This window comes from Nonomuraea composti, assembly GCF_012034275.1.
GTDB lineage: Bacteria > Actinomycetota > Actinomycetes > Streptosporangiales > Streptosporangiaceae > Nonomuraea > Nonomuraea composti.
Window position 1 is genome coordinate 215,341 of the sequence record NZ_JAATEP010000005.1, and the last position, 19,835, is coordinate 235,175.

22 protein-coding genes are annotated in these 19,835 nt (G+C 71.6%); 14 read left to right on the plus strand and 8 right to left on the minus strand.

Annotated elements, in window-relative coordinates; translation table 11 throughout:
• Nucleotide 1 precedes the first annotated feature (1 nt).
• Nucleotides 2–592, plus strand: coding sequence for a TetR/AcrR family transcriptional regulator (locus HCN51_RS09985; RefSeq protein WP_346433593.1), 591 nt, complete (start codon nucleotides 2–4; stop codon nucleotides 590–592).
• Here the strand turns inward: HCN51_RS09985 and HCN51_RS09990 are convergent.
• Together HCN51_RS09990 and HCN51_RS09995 are read right to left on the minus strand one after the other, a co-directional pair.
• Complete coding sequence (locus tag HCN51_RS09990; protein WP_168008957.1) at nucleotides 556–1,251, minus strand: DUF998 domain-containing protein; 696 nt, start codon at nucleotides 1,249–1,251, stop codon at nucleotides 556–558. The genes HCN51_RS09985 and HCN51_RS09990 overlap by 37 nt on opposite strands.
• Nucleotides 1,252–1,325: 74 nt before the next feature.
• The gene (locus HCN51_RS09995) at nucleotides 1,326–2,039 is read right to left on the minus strand and encodes an SDR family oxidoreductase (RefSeq protein WP_168008959.1); all 714 of its coding nucleotides are present in this window, start codon (nucleotides 2,037–2,039) and stop codon (nucleotides 1,326–1,328) included.
• 73 nt (nucleotides 2,040–2,112) lie between these two features.
• Between HCN51_RS09995 and HCN51_RS10000 the strand changes: the two genes are divergently transcribed.
• Both HCN51_RS10000 and HCN51_RS10005 read left to right on the plus strand, forming a co-directional pair.
• Nucleotides 2,113–2,664 carry a TetR/AcrR family transcriptional regulator gene (locus HCN51_RS10000; RefSeq protein WP_168008961.1) on the plus strand — a complete coding sequence of 184 codons (552 nt, stop codon included), beginning with the start codon at nucleotides 2,113–2,115 and terminating at the stop codon, nucleotides 2,662–2,664.
• Nucleotides 2,665–2,718: 54 nt separating this feature from the next.
• On the plus strand, nucleotides 2,719–3,369 hold the full coding sequence (locus HCN51_RS10005; protein ID WP_168008963.1) for a DUF1707 domain-containing protein: 651 nt from the start codon (nucleotides 2,719–2,721) through the stop codon (nucleotides 3,367–3,369).
• A gap of 17 nt (nucleotides 3,370–3,386) precedes the next feature.
• On the opposite strand, the gene glpX is transcribed toward HCN51_RS10005, so the two are convergent.
• Nucleotides 3,387–4,421 (minus strand): class II fructose-bisphosphatase, encoded by a 1,035-nt coding sequence (glpX, locus tag HCN51_RS10010; protein WP_168008965.1) that lies wholly within the window; start codon nucleotides 4,419–4,421, stop codon nucleotides 3,387–3,389.
• A 299-nt stretch (nucleotides 4,422–4,720) separates the two neighbouring features.
• On the opposite strand from glpX, the gene HCN51_RS10015 reads away from it, so the two are divergent.
• From HCN51_RS10015 to HCN51_RS10025, 3 genes are read left to right on the plus strand one after another with little or no spacing between them, the layout of a single operon-like run.
• Complete coding sequence (locus HCN51_RS10015) at nucleotides 4,721–5,332, plus strand: TetR/AcrR family transcriptional regulator (protein ID WP_080045161.1); 612 nt, start codon at nucleotides 4,721–4,723, stop codon at nucleotides 5,330–5,332.
• An 11-nt stretch (nucleotides 5,333–5,343) separates the two neighbouring features.
• Entirely contained in the window at nucleotides 5,344–5,874 is a 531-nt protein-coding gene (locus HCN51_RS10020) for a DUF4245 domain-containing protein (RefSeq protein WP_080045162.1), read from the plus strand.
• A gap of 47 nt (nucleotides 5,875–5,921) precedes the next feature.
• A complete protein-coding gene (locus HCN51_RS10025; protein WP_168008967.1) occupies nucleotides 5,922–6,167 on the plus strand; it encodes an exodeoxyribonuclease VII small subunit in 246 nt (81 codons plus the stop codon).
• A 224-nt stretch (nucleotides 6,168–6,391) separates the two neighbouring features.
• Here the strand turns inward: HCN51_RS10025 and HCN51_RS10030 are convergent, their stop codons facing one another.
• Nucleotides 6,392–6,805 (minus strand): nitroreductase family deazaflavin-dependent oxidoreductase, encoded by a 414-nt coding sequence (locus HCN51_RS10030; RefSeq protein WP_168008969.1) that lies wholly within the window; start codon nucleotides 6,803–6,805, stop codon nucleotides 6,392–6,394.
• 91 nt (nucleotides 6,806–6,896) lie between these two features.
• Between HCN51_RS10030 and HCN51_RS10035 the strand changes: the two genes are divergently transcribed.
• Nucleotides 6,897–7,502, plus strand: a complete 606-nt coding sequence (locus HCN51_RS10035; RefSeq protein WP_168008971.1) for a TetR family transcriptional regulator — start codon at nucleotides 6,897–6,899, stop codon at nucleotides 7,500–7,502.
• A 7-nt stretch (nucleotides 7,503–7,509) separates the two neighbouring features.
• Here the strand turns inward: HCN51_RS10035 and xseA are convergent, their stop codons facing one another.
• Both xseA and HCN51_RS10045 read right to left on the minus strand, forming a co-directional pair.
• Nucleotides 7,510–8,721 carry an exodeoxyribonuclease VII large subunit gene (xseA, locus tag HCN51_RS10040; protein WP_080045165.1) on the minus strand — a complete coding sequence of 404 codons (1,212 nt, stop codon included), beginning with the start codon at nucleotides 8,719–8,721 and terminating at the stop codon, nucleotides 7,510–7,512.
• Nucleotides 8,722–8,748: 27 nt separating this feature from the next.
• Nucleotides 8,749–9,822: a DUF8129 domain-containing protein gene (locus HCN51_RS10045; protein ID WP_168008973.1), complete on the minus strand. Its 1,074-nt coding sequence runs from the start codon at nucleotides 9,820–9,822 to the stop codon at nucleotides 8,749–8,751.
• A 101-nt stretch (nucleotides 9,823–9,923) separates the two neighbouring features.
• Between HCN51_RS10045 and HCN51_RS10050 the strand changes: the two genes are divergently transcribed.
• Nucleotides 9,924–10,889, plus strand: a complete 966-nt coding sequence (locus HCN51_RS10050) for a 4-hydroxy-3-methylbut-2-enyl diphosphate reductase (RefSeq protein WP_168008975.1) — start codon at nucleotides 9,924–9,926, stop codon at nucleotides 10,887–10,889.
• A gap of 22 nt (nucleotides 10,890–10,911) precedes the next feature.
• Here the strand turns inward: HCN51_RS10050 and HCN51_RS10055 are convergent, their stop codons facing one another.
• Nucleotides 10,912–11,424 carry a DUF6542 domain-containing protein gene (locus HCN51_RS10055; protein ID WP_230465790.1) on the minus strand — a complete coding sequence of 171 codons (513 nt, stop codon included), beginning with the start codon at nucleotides 11,422–11,424 and terminating at the stop codon, nucleotides 10,912–10,914.
• Between the two features lie 14 nt (nucleotides 11,425–11,438).
• A complete protein-coding gene (locus HCN51_RS10060; RefSeq protein WP_168008977.1) occupies nucleotides 11,439–12,695 on the minus strand; it encodes a DNA recombination protein RmuC in 1,257 nt (418 codons plus the stop codon).
• Nucleotides 12,696–12,790: 95 nt separating this feature from the next.
• On the opposite strand from HCN51_RS10060, the gene HCN51_RS10065 reads away from it, so the two are divergent.
• The 6 genes from HCN51_RS10065 (at nucleotide 12,791) to HCN51_RS10090 (ending at nucleotide 19,829) form a co-directional block, all read left to right on the plus strand.
• Nucleotides 12,791–13,507 (plus strand): hypothetical protein, encoded by a 717-nt coding sequence (locus HCN51_RS10065; protein WP_168008636.1) that lies wholly within the window; start codon nucleotides 12,791–12,793, stop codon nucleotides 13,505–13,507.
• Between the two features lie 11 nt (nucleotides 13,508–13,518).
• Nucleotides 13,519–14,595 (plus strand): redox-regulated ATPase YchF, encoded by a 1,077-nt coding sequence (ychF, locus tag HCN51_RS10070; RefSeq protein ID WP_186404446.1) that lies wholly within the window; start codon nucleotides 13,519–13,521, stop codon nucleotides 14,593–14,595.
• Between the two features lie 235 nt (nucleotides 14,596–14,830).
• Entirely contained in the window at nucleotides 14,831–15,130 is a 300-nt protein-coding gene (locus tag HCN51_RS10075; RefSeq protein WP_080045168.1) for a hypothetical protein, read from the plus strand.
• Between the two features lie 637 nt (nucleotides 15,131–15,767).
• Complete coding sequence (locus HCN51_RS10080; RefSeq protein ID WP_240972645.1) at nucleotides 15,768–16,487, plus strand: conjugal transfer protein; 720 nt, start codon at nucleotides 15,768–15,770, stop codon at nucleotides 16,485–16,487.
• Between the two features lie 81 nt (nucleotides 16,488–16,568).
• Nucleotides 16,569–16,820, plus strand: a complete 252-nt coding sequence (locus HCN51_RS10085; RefSeq protein ID WP_206066822.1) for a hypothetical protein — start codon at nucleotides 16,569–16,571, stop codon at nucleotides 16,818–16,820.
• A gap of 54 nt (nucleotides 16,821–16,874) precedes the next feature.
• On the plus strand, nucleotides 16,875–19,829 hold the full coding sequence (locus tag HCN51_RS10090) for a TcpE family conjugal transfer membrane protein (RefSeq protein ID WP_168008983.1): 2,955 nt from the start codon (nucleotides 16,875–16,877) through the stop codon (nucleotides 19,827–19,829).
• Nucleotides 19,830–19,835 lie beyond the last annotated feature (6 nt).

Sequence of the window (19,835 nt, forward strand, 5' to 3'; positions counted from 1 at the left end):
GGTGAGACGGGGCTACGCGACCGGTGCGGCGCGCAGGGAGCGCATCCTGGCCACCGCGCTGCTGGAGTTCGCCGAGCACGGCTACCGCGGCGCGTCGCTGGCCCGCATCGCCGAGCGGGCCGGGCTGTCGCAGGCCGGGCTGCTGCACCACTTCAGGAACAAGGAGCTGCTGCTCATCGCGGTGCTCGACTACCGGGACGAGCTCGACGCGCGCACGTTCGACATCGAGGGGGCCGGCGGCGTCGACGCGCTGCGCGCCATGGCCCGCGTCGTTGAGCACAACTCCCGGGTGCCGGGCCTGGTGCAGCTGTTCTCCGTGATCAGCGGCGAGGCCGTCACACCCGGCCATCCCGGGCACGACTGGGCCAGGCGGCGCTACCGGCGGCTGCGCGAGACGGTGGCCGCCGCCCTGCACAGGGGCGTCGAACGTGGCGAGTTCAGGGCCGGGCTCGACGCCGAGGCGCACGCCGACCGGCTGATCGCCATGATGGACGGCCTGCAGACGCAGTGGCTGATCGACCCGGAGCGGGTGGACATGGTGACGGTCTTCCAGGGCTACGTGGACGACCTCATCGCCACACTCCGCCCCTGACCGTCGGCCTCCGACCGGGCGGCGGCAGGTTCCGGAGGCTCCAGCCGGTGTTCGGCGGCGGCCCACACGCCGAGCGCCAGCAGCGCCGCCACCTCGGTTACGGCCAGCCCCCGCTCGACCAGCCCGAGCGGCATGACCCGGTACCAGGGCAGCCCGCTCTCGGCCCCGACGAGCACCGCCGCGCCGATGCCCACCACCCACAGCACCGAGCAGATCCCGAGCCCGAACGCCACCAGCGTGGCCCTCGACCGCTCCCGGTGCCGCCACGGCCGGGCGATGATCACGGCGGCCAGCGGCAGGCTGAGGAAGGCGATGAAGCTGCCCGCCCGGTGGATGCTGCCGCTCAGGCTCGGCCCGACCGACCAGTCGTGCTTCTCGAACCAGGCCGTGAGGAACAGCCCGACGCTCCAGCCTGCCAGCGCGAGCGTGCCGACGACCCCGGCCAGCCTCTTGCGCGCCAGCGACACGCCGATGGCCAGCGAGCCCGCCGCCAGCAGCCCCACCCCGAGCCCGAAGACCCAGCCGTCGGGCCCGAGGCCGTGCTCGCTGATGGTCCTTCTGAACGGGTTCGTCTCGTCGAAGCTGGTCAGGTCGAGGCCCAGAACGACCGCACTGCCCACGCCTGCCGCGCCGAGACCCCATCGCGCCGGTTGATGCACGCCCACCTCCCTGTGTCCGGGACAACGGCCGTGCGCGGACGGAGATTCCTAAGAAATTCGTGAGAAACGGGCTGTCACGCGGTCTTCAGCCGCCCTCCGCCGTCGATCGTCAGGACGGTGCCGGTCAGGAACGTGTTGCTTACCGCGTACTCGATGGTGCGGGCCACGTCGGCGGGCGTGCCGACGCGGCCGACCGGCAGCGTCGCGGCGGTGCCCGCCATGAACGCCGCCCGCGCCTCGTCCCCGAGACCCTCCCACCAGTCGGTGTCGATCACGCCGGGGGAGACCGCGTTCACCCGGACGGGCGCCAGCTCCACCGCCAGGCCGGGCACCGTGGCCTCGATGGCGCCGTTCACGGCCGCCAGCAGGGAGACGCCGGGGTAGGCGGCGCCCGCCGACGCGGCCGACACGAACGTGATCGAGCCCTGCCTGCTCAGCCCCGCCGCCAGCGCGGCCTGCGCGGTCATCAGATGAGGGATCAGCTTGCCCTGCACGGCCTCGGCGATGCCGCCGGCGGTCAGCTCGGCCAGCGGCGCGGCGCCGCCACGGCCCGTCACGGTGACGACCAGGTGGTCGAACGCGCCGACGCGCTCGAACAACGCCCGCATGGCCGCCCCGTCACGCGCGTCGGCGGCCTGTCCCTCCGCGCGACGGCCCAGCCGCTTCAACGCCGACTCCAGGCGCTCCTCGGAGCGGCCCGTGATGAAGACCTCGGCGCCGCTCTCGACCAGGCGTTCGGCCGTCGCCAGGCCGATGCCGGTGGTGCCACCCACGATCACAACTCGCATGACTGCTTCCTCCAAATACGAGACATCTTGCCTCGAATATAAACGAGGCACAATGTCTTGTAAAGTGGCGCCCATGGTTGGCAGACCACGCAGCGAAGAGGCCAGGAAGGCGATCCTCCGGGCCGCGCTCGACCTGTGCGCCCGCGACGGCTACCAGGGGGTGACGATGAAGGGCATCGCCGAGGCGGCAGGAAGCGGCAGGCAGACCGTCTACCGCTGGTGGCAGACCAAGGCGCAGGTCCTCCTCGAAGCGCTCACCGACGTCCTGGCCGAGCAGGTCGCCCCGACCCCCGACAGCGGCGACCCGCGGGCCGACCTCGTGGCGTTCCTGGAGCAGACGTTCACGCTGGCCCGCGGGGTCGCCGGGCAGATCGTCGTCGGGCTCATGGCCGACGCCCAGTCCGACCCCGAGCTGTCCGCCGACCTGCGCGCCCGGATCATCGGGCCGCGCCGCACCGCCCTGCGCGCCGTCCTCGCCCGCGGCGCCCTGCCCGCCGACGTCGACCTGGAACTCGCCGTCGATCTCGTGTTCGGGGTGATGTGGTACCGGTTGCTCAACCGCCACGCCGAGGTGAACGAGGACCTCGCGGAGGAGATGGCCGCGCTGCTGGCCAGAATCCGCTGACACCGGGTCAATCGGCACGAGCGAACTGGGCCAGAGCCGGATATCGTCAGAAGTGTGAACGAACGCGCGGGATCGTGGTTGCCCAAGCTGCAGGAAGTCGGCGAGCGGCTGGCCGAGGAATGGGTGTCCGCTCGCCGTCCCCAAGCGGCCGGCGACGTGCCGCAGCCCCACGAGCTGCGCGCGTCCGACGCCGACCGCGAACGCATCGCCCAGGTGCTCCAGGACGCCCACGCCGACGGCCGGATCACCCTCGACGAGCTCGAAGAACGTCTCGGCGTGCTCTACTCCGCGCGCACGCTCGGCGAGCTGGCCGCCCTCACCACCGACCTGCTCCCCGCCGAGGAGCAGCCACTCAACCTCGACGGCCGCCCCGTCGCCGCCATCTTCAAGAAGGAGCAGCGCGGCGGACGGTGGGTCGTGCCCGCCGAGCTGGGCGTGACGGCCATGTTCGGCACCACCCAGCTCGACTTCCGCGACGCCATCCTGCAGAACCGGCGGATCATCATCAACGCCACCCTCGTCTTCGGCGGCCTGGAGATCCACGTGCCCGAAGGGCTCGAAGTGATCAGGGTGGCCAAGGACAAGACGGTCCGGCTCACCAAGCAGCCCACCGAGCCGGGGGCGCCGGTCGTGGAGGTGCGGACGACGAACTTCGCGGGCGAGGTCAAGGTCAAGGAACCACCCCGCCGCAAGCGCCGCCGCTGACGCTCCTCCACCTTGGGTCAGCCTGCGGTGTCGAAGTTGATCGCGCTGTAGGCGCGCAGCTTCCAGAGCTGGTGCTCGCTGTCGATCTTGCGGATGGTGCCCGACCGGCCGCGCATCACCAGCGACTGCGTCACCGCCGAGCCGGCGCGGAACCGTACACCCTGCATGAGCTCGCCGTGCGTGATCCCGGTCGCGGCGAAGAACACGTCGTCGGAGCGGACCAGGTCGTTGGTGGTGAGCACCTGGCTGAGGTCGTGCCCGGCGTCGATGGCCTTGGCCCGCTCGGCGTCGTCACGCGGCCACAGCCGGCCCTGGATCACCCCGCCCAGGCACTTGAGCGCGCACGCCGCCACGATGCCCTCCGGCGTGCCGCCGATGCCGAGCATCAGGTCGATGCCGGTGCCCGCGCGCGCCGCCATGATCGCGCCCGCCACGTCGCCGTCGGTGATGAACTTGATCCGCGCGCCCGTCTCCCTGATCTCCTTGACCAGCCGCTCGTGCCTGGGCCGGTCGAGCACGACCACGGTCACGTCGGACGGCGAGCAGTGCTTGGCCCTGGCCACCGCGTTGATGTTGTCGGCCACGGGGGCCTCGATGTCCACCACGTCGGCCGCCTCGGGGCCGGTGACCAGCTTCTCCATGTAGAACACGGCCGACGGGTCGTACATGGAGCCGCGCTCGCTGACCGCGATCACCGACACCGCGTCGGGCATGCCCAGCGCCGTCAGCCGGGTGCCGTCGATGGGGTCGACGGCCACGTCGCAGTCGGGGCCGCTGCCGTCGCCGACCTGCTCGCCGTTGAACAACATGGGGGCGTGGTCCTTCTCGCCCTCGCCGATGACGACGACGCCGTTCATCGACACGGTGTTGATGAGCTGGCGCATGGCGTTCACGGCGGCGCCGTCGGCGCCGTTCTTGTCACCTCTGCCGACCCAGCGGGCCGCCGCCATCGCGGCCGCCTCTGTGACGCGGACGAGCTCCAGCGCCAGGTTTCGATCGGGGGCGTGCTCGCTCGTGGCGAGCGCCGGTGGCACGGACGTCTGGTCGGACATGATGAACGGCCCTCCTCGCGGGATCTCCCTCGATGGTAGTTGCCGGTCTCTGCCCGGCCGGAGTGGCGTTGAACGGCGCCGCCCAGGCGCAGGTGGAGGCGGGAGTACGGGCGGCGGCGCTCACGTCAGGCGAGAAGTGAGCCTTCACCCCGCAACGGATGACTTACCGAGAATCGCCGGAGATTCAGCGAACGGATAATCTGCTGAGGGAGAACGCGGATTTGCGTCATACCCTGTGCGCGCCAAGGATCTTGCCTCCAACATGGAGCGTGGCGCCCCCGCCGTGGAGGAGATCCCGAATGAGCCCTGATGTGGAGAACGCGGTCGCCCAGCCGCGTACGTCCGAGCGTGGCGCCGCCACGCGCAGTTCGCTGCTCGCCGCCGCCAGAGAGGTCTTCGTCTCGAAGGGGTTCGCGGAAGCGGGCGTGACGGACGTGGTGTCCAGGGCCGACGCCAGCGTGGGCAGCCTCTACCATCACTTCTCCGGCAAGGCCGACCTCTACCTCACGCTGTGGGAGGAGTTCCAGGCCAGGCAGACCCAGCGCACCAAGCAGGCGGTGCGCGCGGCCCGCGCCGAGGGCGAGAGCGACCCCATGCGGGTGTTCGTCGGCGCCGCCCGCGCGTACCTGGACGGCTGCCTGGAGGAACGCGAGACCGCCGCGCTGTTCCTGCGCGGCGACGGGCCGCCCGGCTTCGAGGTCGTCATGCGCGATCGGCTGCGCAAGTGGGCCCAGCGCAACGCGGCGCTGTTCGAGAACGAGCCCGCCCTCGTCGTCGTGGTCACCGGGGCGCTCGCGGCCGCCGTGTCCGAGGTGGTGCGCTCCGGCGACCGCGGGCTGGCCGAGGAGGTGCTGGCCATCATCGGCCAGATCCGCCCGGCCACTTCGGCGACCACGCCCTCCAACGGGTAACCTCGCCAACTGTGCGACGGTTCACCCAAGGTCTGTACGGCTACGCGGTAGCCCTTTTCGTGTGCCTCGCGGGAGCCGGCCTGTTCCTGCTGGTCGCCCCGCAGAGCCGCGAGGAGCACATCCCGCGGCTCGACTACTCCATCACCGTCGCCAACTTCGGCCACACGGTGCCCTTCGGCGTGTGGGCCCCCCGCCAGGACCCTCCCGGCTGGGTGCCCAACAGCAACCGCATCGCCAAGGGCGAGGGCGGCGCCCAGGTTCTCTACCTCGGCTACGCCACCGCCAAGCGCGAGCACGCCATGTTCGCCCAGAGCAACGAGCAGCCCGCGGCCGGCTTCGCCAACCGCATGACCAACACCGACAAGACCCAGGGCACCCGGCAGATCGGCGGGGCCACGTGGGAGCAGCGCTACCGCGAGGACAAGAAGCAGCGCTCGCTCGTCCGGGTCCTGCCCGACGTGACGCTCGTCATCACCGGCACGGCCGACTGGCCCGAACTGGAGCAGCTGGCCACCCAGCTCCAGCAGCGCCCCAAGGGCTGACGGCCGCTTGTCCGGCGGCGCTCCCGGGGCGGTCTAGGGTGGTGGCCGTGGCAGACGAATCAGGCGAGAAGACTCCGTCTTACGAGCAGGCCCGCGAGGAGCTCACCGAGGTGGTGCGGCGACTGGAGACCGGGGGGCTGACGCTGGAGCAGTCGATCGAGCTTTGGGAGCGGGGGGAGAAGCTGGCGGCCGTCTGCGAGGAATGGCTCCAGGGGGCCCGCGTCAAGCTCGCCGCCGCCATGGCCCGCCGCTCCGACCCGACGTCCGGCCACCCCAACGACGCACCCTTCTAGCCGGCGCGCGGGCCCCGGGCCGCGCCCGCCAAGCCACATCATGCCCGCGCAGCGCCCCGCTCGGGTCCAGCGCGCCGCAGCTGCGGCAGCGACAGCAGGGTGGTCAGGCGACGAGTTCCGGCGGCTGCACCTCGGCATCGTGCTGGCCGCGGGATCGTGCTGGGCCGTCCTGGTCGCGTGGTGCGCAACGTGCGGGCGAGGCCGTGAAAGCGCCGGCGGGGACGTCAGGCGGCGGTGCGGTACAGGGCGACGACGGGGATGCGGCGGGTGGTCTTGGCCTCGTACTCGGCGAAGCCGGGCGCCTGGGCGACCATGCGGGCGTAGAGCTGGTCGCGCTCCTCACCCTCCACGAACTCGGCCTTCACCTCGAACGTCTCCGTGCCGATCTCGGCCGTCGCCCCCGGGTTGGCGCGCAGGTTGTGGTACCAGGCGGGGTGGTTGTCGGCGCCGGCGTTGGAGGCGATGACGATGTAGCGGTCCCCGTCCGCAAGGTACATGACGGGGGTGGTGACGGGCTTGCCGCTCTTCGCGCCCGTGGTGGTGAGCAGCACCAGCGGGGCGCCTTCGAACATGCCGCCGACCCGGCCCTCGTTGGCCCGGAACTCGTCGATGATCTGCTGGTTGAAGTCGCTGGGCATCCTGGGCTCCTCATGGTCGAAAATCGGAGAGTTCTCCGCTTGAGCAAGATTAACCGGAGAATTCTCCGCTTACAACCGGTATGCTGCGCCCGTGCGCGAACGTCGATCTCTGCCCGTTCTCGGGCAACCCCCACCGGAGCGGGCCGATGCCGCACGGAACCGGCAGAAGATCATCGAAGCGGCGTCCCGCATGGTCGCCGCGAGCGGCGCCGGCGACCTCTCGCTGGACGAGGTGGCCCGCGAGGCGTGCGTCGGCGTGGGCACCGTCTACCGGCGGTTCGGCGATCGTACGGGGCTGCTGCTGGCGCTGCTCGACGAGCGGGAGCGGCGCTTCCAGGCGGCGTTCCTGTCGGGGCCGCCGCCGCTCGGCCCCGGGGCGCCGGCCCGCGAGCGGATCGTGGCGTTCCTGCACGCGCTCGCCGATCGGATCCTGGCGGACGAGGCGTTGTTCCTGCTGCTGGAGAAGGGTACGGCGAGGCGCTTTTCCGGGCCGTACCGCGTGCACCACGTCCACCTGGCCACGTTGCTCGCGCAGGTGTGCCCGGGGGCCGACACCGTGTACCTCGCCGACGCGTTGCTCGCGCCCGTGAACGCGCACCTGATCGCCTGCCAGCGGGAGGAGCGGGGCATGACGGTCGAGCGGGTCAAGGCCGGGCTGGAGGCCCTGGTCGCGGCCGTCACCCGCCCCACGCCGTAGGACGCGGTCAGGCTTCGGGGTCCTCCGCGCGTACCGTGACGCGGTCGTCGGTGAGGCGGATGGTCAGGAGGGTGCCGGGCGTGACGTCCTTGGCCAGGCGGACGACCTCGCCCGACGGGTGCTGCACGATGGCGTAGCCGCGTTCCAGCGTGGCCGCGGGCGACAGGGCGACGAGGCGGGCGCGCAGGTGGGCGAGGTCGTCGGCGGCGCGGTCGAGGGAGGACGACAGCGAGCGCCTGGCCCGGTCGCGCAGCGCCTCCGCCTGCTCGGCCCGGCGCTCCAGCTCGCGTACGGGATCGGCCAGCGCGGGCCGCGAGCGTACGGACGTCAGCCAGGACATCTCGCGGTCGAGCCAGCCGCTCATCACCCTGCGGCCCCGGTCGCGAAGCTGGCGCACGAGCGTGAGCTGCTCGCCGACGTCGGGCACGACCTTCTTGGCGGCGTCGGTCGGCGTGGAGGCGCGCACGTCGGCGACCAGGTCGAGCAGCGGGCTGTCCTGCTCGTGGCCGATCGCGCTCACCACCGGTGTACGGCAGGCGGCCACCGCTCGCACGAGCGTCTCGTCGGAGAAGGGCAGCAGGTCCTCAAGGGAGCCGCCGCCGCGGGCGACGACGATGACGTCGACCGAGGAGTCGGCGTCGAGCTTGCGCAGCGCCTCCGTCACCTCGGTCACCGCGTACGGGCCCTGGACGGCCACTTCCTCGACCTTGAACCGGACGGCCGGCCAGCGGCGCCGGGAGTTCTCCAGCACGTCGCGCTCGGCCGCCGAGTCGCGGCCGCAGATGAGCCCGATCGTGCCCGGCAGGAACGGCAGCCGCCGCTTCCTGTCGGCGTTGAACAGCCCTTCGGCGGCCAGCAACTGCCTGAGCCGCTCCAGCCTGACCAGCATCTCGCCCACGCCCACCGGGCGCATCTCCAGCGCGGTGAACGCGAACGAGCCTCGGTTGACCCAGAAGTCGGGCTTGACGTGCAGGACCACCCTGGCGCCGTTCGACGGGCGGGGCACCGTCGCCTCGTAGACGCCGCGTGGGGCGGTGACCCTGGCCGACACGTTGGCGACCGGGTCGCGCAGGGTCAGGAACACCGTGCCGCCACGCGCGCTCAGGTCGGTGATCTCTCCTTCGACCCAGACCGTGCCGAGTCTGCCGATCCAGCCGCCCACCATCTGCAGGACCGTGCGGATCGGCAGGGGAGACTCAGGCGTGGTCTTCGAGGTCATGGCGGAAGACTACGCGGTGGGGGTGACCTATTCGCCGGCCTGCAGCTTGGCGAGACGGTTCTCGAACATCTTGATGACGTCGGGACGTGCGGTCGTCGCCTGCTCGTACGCGAGGAAGTCGCCGATCTGCTCGGCCGTCTTGCCGCGCATCCTGGCGCGCAGGGAGGCGACGGTCAGGCTGGGCCAGCCGGGCAGCGGCTCGGCCAGGTTCACGCCGGCGGGGGCCACGGCCGGCTCGGACGCGGCGGCCGGCTCGGGCGCGACCGCGGGGTCGAGGGCCGCGGCGGGCTCGGCGGTGGCGGCGGCGGGCTCCGGCGCGGTGGCGGGCTCGGCGGGCTTCGTGGCCTTGGACGCCCTGGTGGTCTTCGCGGTCTTGGCGGCGGGCTTGGGCCCAGTCTCCGGCCCGGTCTCCGGCCCGGTCTTCGGCTCGGCCTTGGGCTTCCTGGCGGCCTTCGGCTTGGCGGCGGGCTCCTCCACGGCGGGCTCTTCCACAGCCTTGGGGGCGGCGGGAGCGACCTGCGCCTCCTCGGCGGCCTGCGGCTCGGCGGGGGCGGCCTCGGGCTCGGCGATGGTGTCGGTGGCGGCCTTGCTCTCGGTGGCGGTCTCGGCGGCGACCTCGGGCTCGGCGGCCTTGGGCTCGGCGGCCTTGGGGGCGGTCTCAGGCTCGGCAGCCTTGGCGGCCGGCTCCGGCGCGGGCTCCGGGGCGGGCTCCGACTTGGCGGGCGTGAAGATGACGGGGTCGGGCTTGGTCTTGGCCACGCCGTTCGGCTCGGCGGGCTTCGACCGCGGCGCGAAGATGACCGGCTCCTTGCGCGCCGGCTTCTCCTCCGCCTTGTCCTCGGCGGTCTCGGAGGGAGCGGCGGGAGCGGCGGCGACCTGCTCGGCGGCGGTGGGACGGGAGTCGTACTCCTCCTCGCGCTCCTCCTTGCCGCCGAGCCCCTTGATGGAGTTCTTCACCCGGTCGACGACGAGCAGGGCCTGCCCGGCGGCGCTGAGCGTGGTCTGGACGACGAGCAGCGGCAGGTCCTTCGCCTTCTCCTTGAGCTCGTCCTTGTTGGTGACGGTTCTTGCGATGTTGCGTATCACGTCGCTGAGGGACATGAACGTCTCCCTGGGAGGTCAGTATGGGACGGCTAGTCTGGCAAACCGTGGGCAACCACGCACGCGCGGGCCAGATGGCCGCTCCACGTAGCATAAGAAGTATGGAGCCCCAGACCCCCTCTTCCCGCCGAGTCCTCGTGGCCAAGCCGCGGGGCTACTGTGCCGGAGTCGATCGAGCCGTGGTTGCGGTCGAGAAGGCCCTGGAGCAGTACGGCGCCCCCATCTACGTCCGTAAGCAGATCGTCCACAACACGCACGTCGTGAAGACGCTCGAGGCCAGGGGCGCCATTTTCGTCGACGAGACCGAGGAGGTGCCGGAGGGGGAGATCGTGGTCTTCTCCGCCCACGGTGTCTCGCCTGCGGTGCACGAGGAGGCCAGGCAGCGCGGCCTGCGTACCATCGACGCCACCTGCCCGCTGGTGACGAAGGTACACAACGAGGCCAAGAGATTCGCGGCGAACGACTACGACATCCTGCTGATCGGGCACGAGGGCCACGAGGAGGTGGAGGGCACCTCCGGTGAGGCGCCCGACCACATCCAGCTCGTCGACGGGCTCGACTCGGTCGACAAGGTGCAGGTGAAGGACCCGAGCAAGCTGGTGTGGCTGTCGCAGACCACGCTGTCGGTCGACGAGACGACCGAGACCGTGGCCCGGCTCAAGGAGCGCTTCCCGACGCTGATCGACCCGCCGAGCGACGACATCTGCTACGCCACACAAAACCGGCAGACGGCGGTCAAGGAGATCGCGGCCGAGTCGCAGCTCGTCATCGTCGTCGGGTCCGAGAACTCCTCCAATTCCAAGCGCCTGGTCGAGGTGGCGAAGGACTACGGCGCGCAGGCGTCGTACCTCGTGGACAACGCCGACTTCATCCGCGACGAGTGGTTCGAGGGCGTCACCACGGTCGGCGTCACCAGCGGCGCCTCGGTGCCGGAGGAGCTGGTGGAGGAGGTGCTGGCGAAGCTGGCCGCGCACGGGTTCGGCGACGTGACGGAGGTCGAGCCGGTGCAGGAGAGCATGCGCTTCGCCCTGCCCCACGAGCTGCGCAAGGACCTGCGCGCGTCCTGATCCTGCGCGCGCCTCCTGAAAATCAGTCCTCGCCGCGCGGGGTCCCGTACACCTTGGGCTCGAAGTACCCTTCGGGCTCCGGCACGAACGGCTGGCGCGGGCGCGACACCTCCGCGCCCGCCTTCAGCTCCTCGCGCAGCTCCCGTACGTTGTCGCGCAGCCCGCGCCGCCACGCGACGCCCAGCACCAGCGCCGAGCCCGCGAACAGCCACGGCGCCCCGCGCGTCATCGACGTGTAGAGGCCGAGCGCGAGCGACTGCACGATCGACACCGAGCCGAACGCCCGCCCGAGCTCCACGAACAGCGTCGCGCAGAAGAACACCAGCGGCGGCGTCACGACCAGCGACAGCAGCTCGCGCCGGTTGACCAGCACCACCCCGAGCACGCTGGCCAGCACGAACGCGGCCCCGACGATCTGCTCCACGCCGAACACGGCCGCCAGCACGTAGCCCGCCAGGGTGGCGACCAGGGCGAGCGCGATGGCGCCGCGCGCCGTCAGCCTGACCGCCGAGCGCCTGCCCTTCTCACCCACCACTGCCCCACCCCCATTTACTGCGACCCGCCTGCCAACTTACCGTTCGCGTGGGTTATCAGAGATGAGGTTTCGAGCAGTTCGGGGGAGGCCAGCGGCCTGGGCAGCCCTTCGAGCATGTCGGGCGCGTCGAGGTCGCCGTCGACGACGCCGAGATCGTGCAGCTTGCGCGCCGTGACCAGCACGCGGCTTTCGAGCGATCCGACCGACTTGTTGTACGCCTCCACGGCCCGGGTCAGCGCCTTGCCCAGCGATTCGACGTTCCTGCCGAGGGACGACAGCCGCTCGTACAGCTCCTTGCCCAGCTCGAACACGGCCCGCGCGTTCTCGCTGAGCGCGGCCTGCTGCCAGGCGTAGTGCGCGGTGCGCAGCATCGTGATGAGGGTGGTGGGGGTGGCGATGTGCACGCGCCGCGTCATGGCGTACTCCAGCAGCCCGGGGTCGCGTTCGAGCGCGGGCGCGAGGAACGCCTCCCCGGGGATGAACAGCACCACGAACTCGGGCGACGGGTTGAACCCCTGCCAGTACGACTTGGCCGCCAGGCGGTCGATGTGCTCGCGTACGTGCCGGGCGTGCGCGTCGAGGCGGACGGTCGCCAGCGACTCGTCGGACGCCTCCGCGGCCTCCAGGTAGGCCGCCAGCGAGACTTTGGAGTCGACCACGATGTTCTTGCCGCCGGCGAGCCTGACGACCATGTCGGGCCGCATGGAGCCCTCGGTGACCTGCTCGTCGAAGTCGCAGTAGCGCTGCATGCCGGCGATCTCGGCGACCCTGCGCAGCTGCAGCTCGCCCCACCGGCCGCGCGCCTCGGGCCGCTGCAGGGCCCGCACGAGGGCGGTGGTCTGGGCGCGCAGCTGCTCGTGGCTCTGGCGGACGAACTCCATCTGCTGGGCCAGCTCCGCCCGCGCCGCCCGCTGCCCCGACTCGGTGTCGCGCAGCTGCGACTCGACCCGGGCCAGCGCGTCCTTCAGCGGCTCGACCAGGTGCTCGACGGCCTGCTTGCGCTGCTCCAGGTCGCCGGCGGCCTCCGCGCGGCTGGCCGCGAGCCGGGTCTCGGCCAGCTCCAGGAAGCGGATGTTGTTGACGTCGAGCGCCCGCGTGGACAGCGCCTGGAACCGCTCGGCCAGCTGCTCCTCGACGTAGACCAGCTTCTCGGCGGCGGACCTGGCCCGCGCGTCGGCCTCGGCCACGCGCACCGCCGCCCGCGTCCTGGCCACCAGGAACCCCACGAGCAGGCCGACGGCGAGACCGATGAGAAGCGACACCACGTCCACTCCAACGATGATCGCAGGATGCCGGGCGCGATTCTTCCCGACACGCTTGGGCGTTCCGCTTGTGCGCCATGTCACCAGTCACGCACAGTACGGGGATGGATACGGTACCGAAGCTCGCCGCCGCGGGTCTGGCCGTGACGGCGGCCCTGGTCGCGCTGGCCGGCGCGGTCATCGCGGGCTCGGGGAAGGCGACGCAGCCCCGCCCGGTGCTGCGCTGGACGCCCGGCGCGTGCGTCACCGGCGAGCTGGCCCTGACCGCGTGCAACGGCGGCGACTCCGAGGTGCTGGCCCTGGCCTCCGACCCGCCGGGGCCCGGCGAGTGCCCGGCCGACACCGACGCCGTCCTGCGGGTCGGGGCGGGCCGCACGGCGTGCGTGCGCAACTTCCTGGAGCCGCATCCGGGCGATCCCGGCCGTGGCGGTGGCGTGCTGCGGCCGGGCGACTGCGTCACGCTCGACGGCCGCGAGCGGGCCTGCTCGCGCCCCGGATGGTACGGCAGGGCGCTCGCCCTCGCCGCCGAGCCGGCCGGCTGCCCCGACGGCACCCTCGACACCCTCGACGGCGAGTCCCAGGTCGTCTGCCTCGGACGCGGCGGCCAGGTGCTCGACCGCGGCTCGTGCGTGGCCGAGCCCGCCACCGACGTGATCGCCCGCTCCGCCGTCACGCGCGTGCCCTGCGACTCCCCGCACGCGTGGGCGAGGGTCCTGTCGTTCGAGGTCGCGCCCGCCCGCTGCCCGCCGAGCTCGCGCCGCTACCTGCGCGCCGACGAGGGCTACCGTCCCGTGACCTGTCTGGACGTGCTCAGCAAGTAAACTCGCTGTCCGTGAGTCTCAGCATTGGCATCGTCGGCCTGCCCAACGTCGGTAAGTCCACGCTCTTCAACGCGCTGACCAAGACCGGCAACGCGCTCGCGGCGAACTACCCGTTCGCCACCATCGAGCCCAACGTGGGCATCGTCGGCGTGCCCGACGACCGGCTGCCCGTGCTGGCCGAGATCTTCGGCTCGGCCCGCATCCTGCCCGCCAAGGTCGAGTTCGTCGACATCGCGGGCCTGGTCAAGGGCGCCTCGGAGGGGCAGGGGAGGGGCAACCAGTTCCTCGCCAACATCCGCGACACCGACGCGATCTGCCAGGTCATCCGCGTCTTCAGCGACCCCGACGTGACGCACGTCGACGGTGAGATCTCGCCGAAGCGCGACATCGAGACGATCAACACCGAGCTGATCATGGCCGACCTGCAGACGGTCGAGAAGGCCGTACCGCGCCTGCAGAAGGAGGCGCGCAACAACAAGGACAAGAAGGCCGCCCTGGAGGCCGCCGAGGCCGCCCTGGCCGTCCTGGAGACCGGCAAGACCATCTTCGAGAGCGGCCTCGACCGCGACGAGCTGCGCGAGCTGCACCTGCTGACGGCCAAGCCGTTCCTGTACGTGTTCAACCTCGACGCCGACGAGCTGACCGACACCGCGCTCAGGGAGCAGCTCTCGACGCTGGTGGCCCCGGCCGAGGCCGTGTTCCTCGACGCCAAGATCGAGTCGGAGCTGGTGGAGCTCGACGAGGAGGAGGCGCTGGAGCTGCTGCAGTCGGTGGGCCAGGAGGAGTCGGGCCTGCGCCAGCTCGCCCGGGTCGGCTTCGAGACGCTGGGCCTGCAGACGTACCTGACGGCCGGGCCGAAGGAGACCAGGGCCTGGACGATCCGCAAGGGCGCCACCGCGCCCGAGGCGGCCGGCGTCATCCACACCGACTTCCAGCGCGGCTTCATCAAGGCCGAGGTCGTCTCCTTCGACGACCTGGTGGAGGCCGGCTCGATCGCCAACGCCCGCTCGGCGGGCAAGGCGCGCATCGAGGGCAAGGACTACGTGATGCGTGACGGCGACGTCGTGGAGTTCCGCTTCAACGTCTGACCGCGCCTCAGGGCGGCTGCCGGGGGGCGACGCGGGAGCCCGCCGTTCGTCCAATCACGTAGCGCGAGTCTTCGCTACGGTAGGTTACCGACGGCGGACGGCGGCGAAGCCCGCTGAGACGTCTGACTCCCCGGGAGTGACTGAACGTTTGCTGCCGGGACAGCTGATGCGTCAACCACTTTGGGCCCCCGCGCGTCGAATCGTCACGGCGTTCACGCTGACTCGGGAGGCCCTCATGTTCCGTCGCATCATCAGGAAGCGGCGCTCGTCGCCCACGCTCGCGGGCATCAGCCTTGAGGAGGAGCTGGCCCTGATCAGGGTCGAGCTCATGTACGGCCTGCGGGTCAACCGCGAGGCGTACCTCCGCAGGAAGGTGGACGAGCGCATCGAGATGGCGACGCGCATGCGTGAGCGCGAGCCCGCCGAGATGCTGGCCGACCTCCGCGGCTCGCTGGAGCGATCGGTGCGGCCGACCGTCGTCGACCTCCACAGCAGGCGCCCGGCGCGCCCGACCCAGGATCCCGAGCCGGCCTGACGAACCTCCGATGATTCGACCCGTGCCGATCCCATGCCGATTCCGCAGGTCGAGACAGGTCCATGCCTGTTTTGGACAGGAATCCGTGGCTGCCGAGCTATGCGATTTTAGGCGTCTGGCCTGGTCAAAAGCCGATTGCAACGGGGACTGATAGGAATCGGCACTGTGGCCTGTCATGCGGGCCCGGTTTGCCGGTGGGGAGGGTCATGCCGCAGCATGGGCGTGGCTTTCTCGGAACAATGGCGGAGACCGGATAGGGTGACTACTTCACCGCGGATGATGGGGATCGGCAACGGACGACACCGCGCCAGCCGGGGGGATCGGCGCGAGCGGAGGCGTGATGGCTCGTAGGTCTACCGTCCAGCACGATCCTCGGATCGCTGACGGGCCCGGGCTTTCCGCAACCCTTGACACGGCTGACTTCGAGGCGCCGCCGCCCCGCCGGCCGCGGCGCGGCGGCTGGTCGGGTGGCGGCGGCCGGTGGCTGGTGTGGACCGGCCGCGTCATTCTCTGGGCGCTTATTGTGGTTATCGTGGTGAATGGGATTCGTGCCCCATTTGAGCGGTTTACGCAGCAAGAGCCTGCTTCGTCCAATGTCGCCGCCCAGGCCGACAAGGGATTCCCCACGGACCGGGGCATGGCTTTCGCCGCCCAGTTCGCGGGGGTCTATCTGAATTTCAGTCCAGAAGACGCGGCCAGCAGGTCCAACAAGCTCGCGGCGTTCCTGGCCGAGGGCATGGACCCGCAGATGGGCTGGGACGGCTACGGCAAGCTGGCCGCCGTCGCCATCCAGCCGTACGACATCGAGCCCAGCGACGCCCACAACGCCGTGGTCAGCGTGGCGTTCCAGTCAGGCCCGCGCCGGATGCTGCTGTCGGTGCCGATCTACTACTCCGGCGACGACGCCGGCCGCCGCTTCGTCGTGGCGGGCCGCCCGGCGATCCTGCCCGCCCCGGCCCCGGCCGACCTCCCCCAGGTGGCCGCGCCCGAGACCGACGACGCGGCCGCCGCCGAGCTCAAGCCCCAGCTCGAAGGGTTCTTCAAGGAGTACGCGTCCGGAGACGCCAACGCGCTGCAACGCTACGTCGCCGCCGGCAAGAGCCTGCCCAGCTTCGGCGGCGCCTTCACCTTCTCGCAGCTCAAAGAGATCGTGGTGCCTGTGGGGGGTGCCACCAGAGAGATCCAGGCGGTCGTGGTGTGGGCCGTGAACAACGGCGACGCACCGGCCACTCCCAACGCCACCGACCCGGCTGCGGTCGGCGGCACGCTGGAGCAGGTCTACCGCCTGACCGTGGAAAAGCAGGGCGACAAGTGGTTCGTCGCCGACATCCGCGGTGGCGGCCGCGTCGCCGGATAGAGGCACGGCCGCGCCGCCGCAAGGTACCCCCCGGGAGGACAAGAAGTGACCTTGAAGACCGTAGTGCTCACCTTGATCGAGATGTCGCCGACACCGACCCCGGTGTCGACCGGCATCGACACCGGAGGGCTCGCCAACTTCCTGCGCGCCTTCTTCGCCCCCTTGTTCCTCGTTGTCGTCTCCGTGGTCGCGCTCTTCTTCCTCTTCACCCGCGAGATCACGCGTTTCGTGCAGTTTCTGATATTGGCCGTGGCCATCGGAGTGATCTTCTACGTTCCCAACATCATCGAGGTGACAGCGCGGGCCATCGCGGGCGCACTGGGCATCAAATAAGGGTTGAGACCGCTTCGCGGTGGTCATGAACGAGCGGGTGGAGAGGAGGACCGTGTGGACCTGCCCACGTATACGAACATCTGGCGGATAGAGAAGCGGCTGTACAAGCTGTACGACCTACGGCTCCCGATGCCGCTGCCCATCGTCTGGATCGGCGTGTTCGTCGGGGTGTTCGTCCCGTGGTCGCTCCTGCTGGTCCTGGTGGGCGTGCCGGTGCAGATGCCCTGGCACGTGCTGTTCCTGGTGCCGCCGGGCATCGTGACGTGGTTGTCCACCCGTCCCGTCATCGAGGGCAAGCGACTCACCGAGCTGCTGGAGTCCCAGCTTCGCTACCTGGGCCAGCCCAAGGCGTGGTACCGCCTGGCGCCCAGCTCCGAGCCCGAGACCGTCACGTTCTCCGGGCGCGTGTGGCGCACCGGGCCCGCCCGCGCCAAGACCAAGACCAAGACGCACCGCAAGGCCCGCCAGCCGCAGCGCAAGCGCGACAGCCAGCGGCTCACCGGGCCCCGCCAGGTCCGCCCCGCGGTCGCCGCCGCCGCAGCCGCCGCCGCCCAGGCCCCCGTCGCCGAGCCGCCGTCCCGCACCGGCTGGGGCACCCGCTGCGGCACCGCCCCCGCCCTCAAGGGCCGGGTACGCCAAGGCGCCCCCGCACCGTCGACGTGGCTAGAGGAAGGGGGTGCCGGGCGGCCGGTGTCCCTTCTGGACGAAGCGGTCGGCACCGCCCACGGATCGTCCGGCACGCAGTACGTCGAGGCGGATCTCGTCGAGCGGGACGACCGCGTCGCGGAGGCCCCCGATGAGAGCGCCGTTGACACAAGCGAAACGGCTGCCGAGGACACAGGCGTCGGAGACACGGTCACCGGGCAGGAGCCCGACGCGGACCCCTTGGGCGCTCATGAGGAGCTGAGCGCGGAGACGGTGGCCGCGCGCGAGGCCGGCGTGCCCATCACGACCGCGGAGAGCCGCAAGCCCGCGGCCGGCAAGCCCATCGACACCGAGGCGCTGCGCCGGCTGCGCCGCCTCGCGGCCAGCGCCGACGCCCCACCAGAAACCGCCGCCGAGCCTGAGGCGCGCAGAAGGCCGGGGCGGGGCGAGGACGAGGTCGCCAGGGACCAGCACAGAAAGGGCCAGCCACCCCGGCTGCCCCAGACGGGCCTGGTGCTTCCGGGGGCGTCGCAACGCGTCTGGCCCCCACTCAACCCGAACGCCAAGCCGCTGCCCCGACCCGCCACGCGGGGGGCGGCAGAGCAACGCGAACCCACCGCCGAGACGCCGTCGCGCCCGGCTCCGGACGACGTGGCGCACGACCAGTCGCAGGCCGCCGCACCGGAGGCGCCCGCCGAGGCCCTGACCATCCCCGAAGCGATCGGCGAGGCCCAGGAGCCGGAACCGGCCACGGAAGACAGCAGCGCCGCACCAGCGGCGGACGCCGACGTAGCGCCGACGACCGCCGAGCCCGAGGCTGGGCCGTCTGCCGTGGTCGAGCGTGAGGGGGCTCACGAGGCCACGCGCCCGGCTGACGAGCGTGAGGCGGCGAGCGTCCAGAGCGCGGAGGCGCCCGCCGATGACGTGCCCCAGGAGCGGCGTGAGGCGGCGAGCCTTCGCGACGTCGGCAGGCCCGATGCCCGGGTAACCCGCGAGGCGCGCGGGCCGGCGCCGGAGCGGGCCGGTGCCACATCGATGCGTGCCGGCACGGAACCCGGACCGACCGATGCGGAACCCGAAGCGACCGCTGTGGCGTCTGCGCCGACCGGAGTAGCGGCCGGGCGGGCCGATGTGGCGCCCGAACCGAATGGCGTGGCGGCCGGGCGGGCCGATGCGGCGCCCGAACCGAATGCCGTGGCGGCCGGGCGGGCCGATGCGGCGCCCGAACCGAATGCCGTGGCGGCCGAGCGGGCCGATGCGCCGCCCGAGCGGGCAGACGTGGCGCACGAGCCGACCAACACAGGGCATGAGCCGGCCAGCACCGCGCACGAGCCGACCGGCGCGGGGCGGGGTGGGCAGGCCGGGGATGTGGTTGCGCCCGTGCCGGGGCCCAGGCCCGGTGAGGGGAAGGTGCGCAGGGTCGAGTCCGTCGTGGGGCGGGATTCCGGCGGGTGGCGGAGGATCGCGCAGGTCGTCGTGGGGGGCGGCGGGGTGCGGACCGACGGGTCGGAGGTCGACGAGGCGCGGGCCAGGGGCGTGTTCAGCGGCGGCCGGCGGGTCGTCGTGCTGGGGTGTACCGGCGGGGCCGGGCAGACGACGACGGCGCTGATGCTGGGGCACACCCTCGCCCAGGTGCGTGACGACAGGATCGTGGCCGTCGACGCCAACACCGGCGGCGGCTCGCTGACCAGCAAGATCCAGCCGGAGACCCCCGAGACCCTGACGTCGTTGCTGTCGGGGCTCGACCGGGTCAGCGGCTATCTCACGATGCGGGGTTACACCACGCGGACCGCCTCCGGCCTGGAGGTGGTCAGCGCGGACACCGACGCGGGCGCGGAGCAGCGGCTCGCGGATCGGTCCTTCTTCTCCGACCACCGGCTCGGCGAATCCATGCGCCTGCTCGACCGCCACTACAAGCTGGCCGTCATCGACCCGGCCGCCGCCCTGGCGGCCCGGTTGTTGCCGTACGCGGACCAGCTCGTCCTGGTGGTTCCGGCGAGCGAGGAGGCGCCGGAGGCGGTGGCGATGACGTACGAGTGGCTCGACGGGCACGGCTGCGCGGAGCTGCGCAGGCGGGCGGTGATGGTGGTCAACGGCGTGAGCAGGCGTTCGATGACCGACGTCGAGCAGGCGGAGTCGGTGGCCAGAGGCCGGTGCCGGGCCATCGTCAGGGTCCCCTGGGAGGACGATCTGGCGCCTGGCGGCGCCGAGGTGGTCGATCCCGGGCAGTTGCGCGCGGCCGGGCGGCGGGCCTATCTGGCCCTCGCCGGGGTCGTGGTCGCGGGCTTCGCGGCGCAGACCGTACGGACGAGCGAAGAGGAGTTGGCGAGTGACCCCCCGGGCACGAGAATCGGTGAGCGTTAAGTGAAC

Bases quoted from the DNA above. Each gene is read 5' to 3' on its own strand.
- HCN51_RS09995 (WP_168008959.1), bottom strand. From the start codon at position 2,039: ATGCGAGTTGTGATCGTGGGTGGCACCACCGGCATCGGCCTGGCGACG.
- HCN51_RS10000 (WP_168008961.1), top strand. From the start codon at position 2,113: ATGGTTGGCAGACCACGCAGCGAAGAGGCCAGGAAGGCGATCCTCCGG.
- glpX (WP_168008965.1), bottom strand. From the start codon at position 4,421: ATGTCCGACCAGACGTCCGTGCCACCGGCGCTCGCCACGAGCGAGCAC.
- HCN51_RS10015 (WP_080045161.1), top strand. From the start codon at position 4,721: ATGAGCCCTGATGTGGAGAACGCGGTCGCCCAGCCGCGTACGTCCGAG.
- HCN51_RS10030 (WP_168008969.1), bottom strand. From the start codon at position 6,805: ATGCCCAGCGACTTCAACCAGCAGATCATCGACGAGTTCCGGGCCAAC.
- xseA (WP_080045165.1), bottom strand. From the start codon at position 8,721: ATGACCTCGAAGACCACGCCTGAGTCTCCCCTGCCGATCCGCACGGTC.
- HCN51_RS10045 (WP_168008973.1), bottom strand. From the start codon at position 9,822: ATGTCCCTCAGCGACGTGATACGCAACATCGCAAGAACCGTCACCAAC.
- HCN51_RS10050 (WP_168008975.1), top strand. From the start codon at position 9,924: ATGGAGCCCCAGACCCCCTCTTCCCGCCGAGTCCTCGTGGCCAAGCCG.
- HCN51_RS10065 (WP_168008636.1), top strand. From the start codon at position 12,791: ATGGATACGGTACCGAAGCTCGCCGCCGCGGGTCTGGCCGTGACGGCG.
- HCN51_RS10075 (WP_080045168.1), top strand. From the start codon at position 14,831: ATGTTCCGTCGCATCATCAGGAAGCGGCGCTCGTCGCCCACGCTCGCG.
- HCN51_RS10080 (WP_240972645.1), top strand. From the start codon at position 15,768: ATGGCTTTCGCCGCCCAGTTCGCGGGGGTCTATCTGAATTTCAGTCCA.
- HCN51_RS10085 (WP_206066822.1), top strand. From the start codon at position 16,569: ATGTCGCCGACACCGACCCCGGTGTCGACCGGCATCGACACCGGAGGG.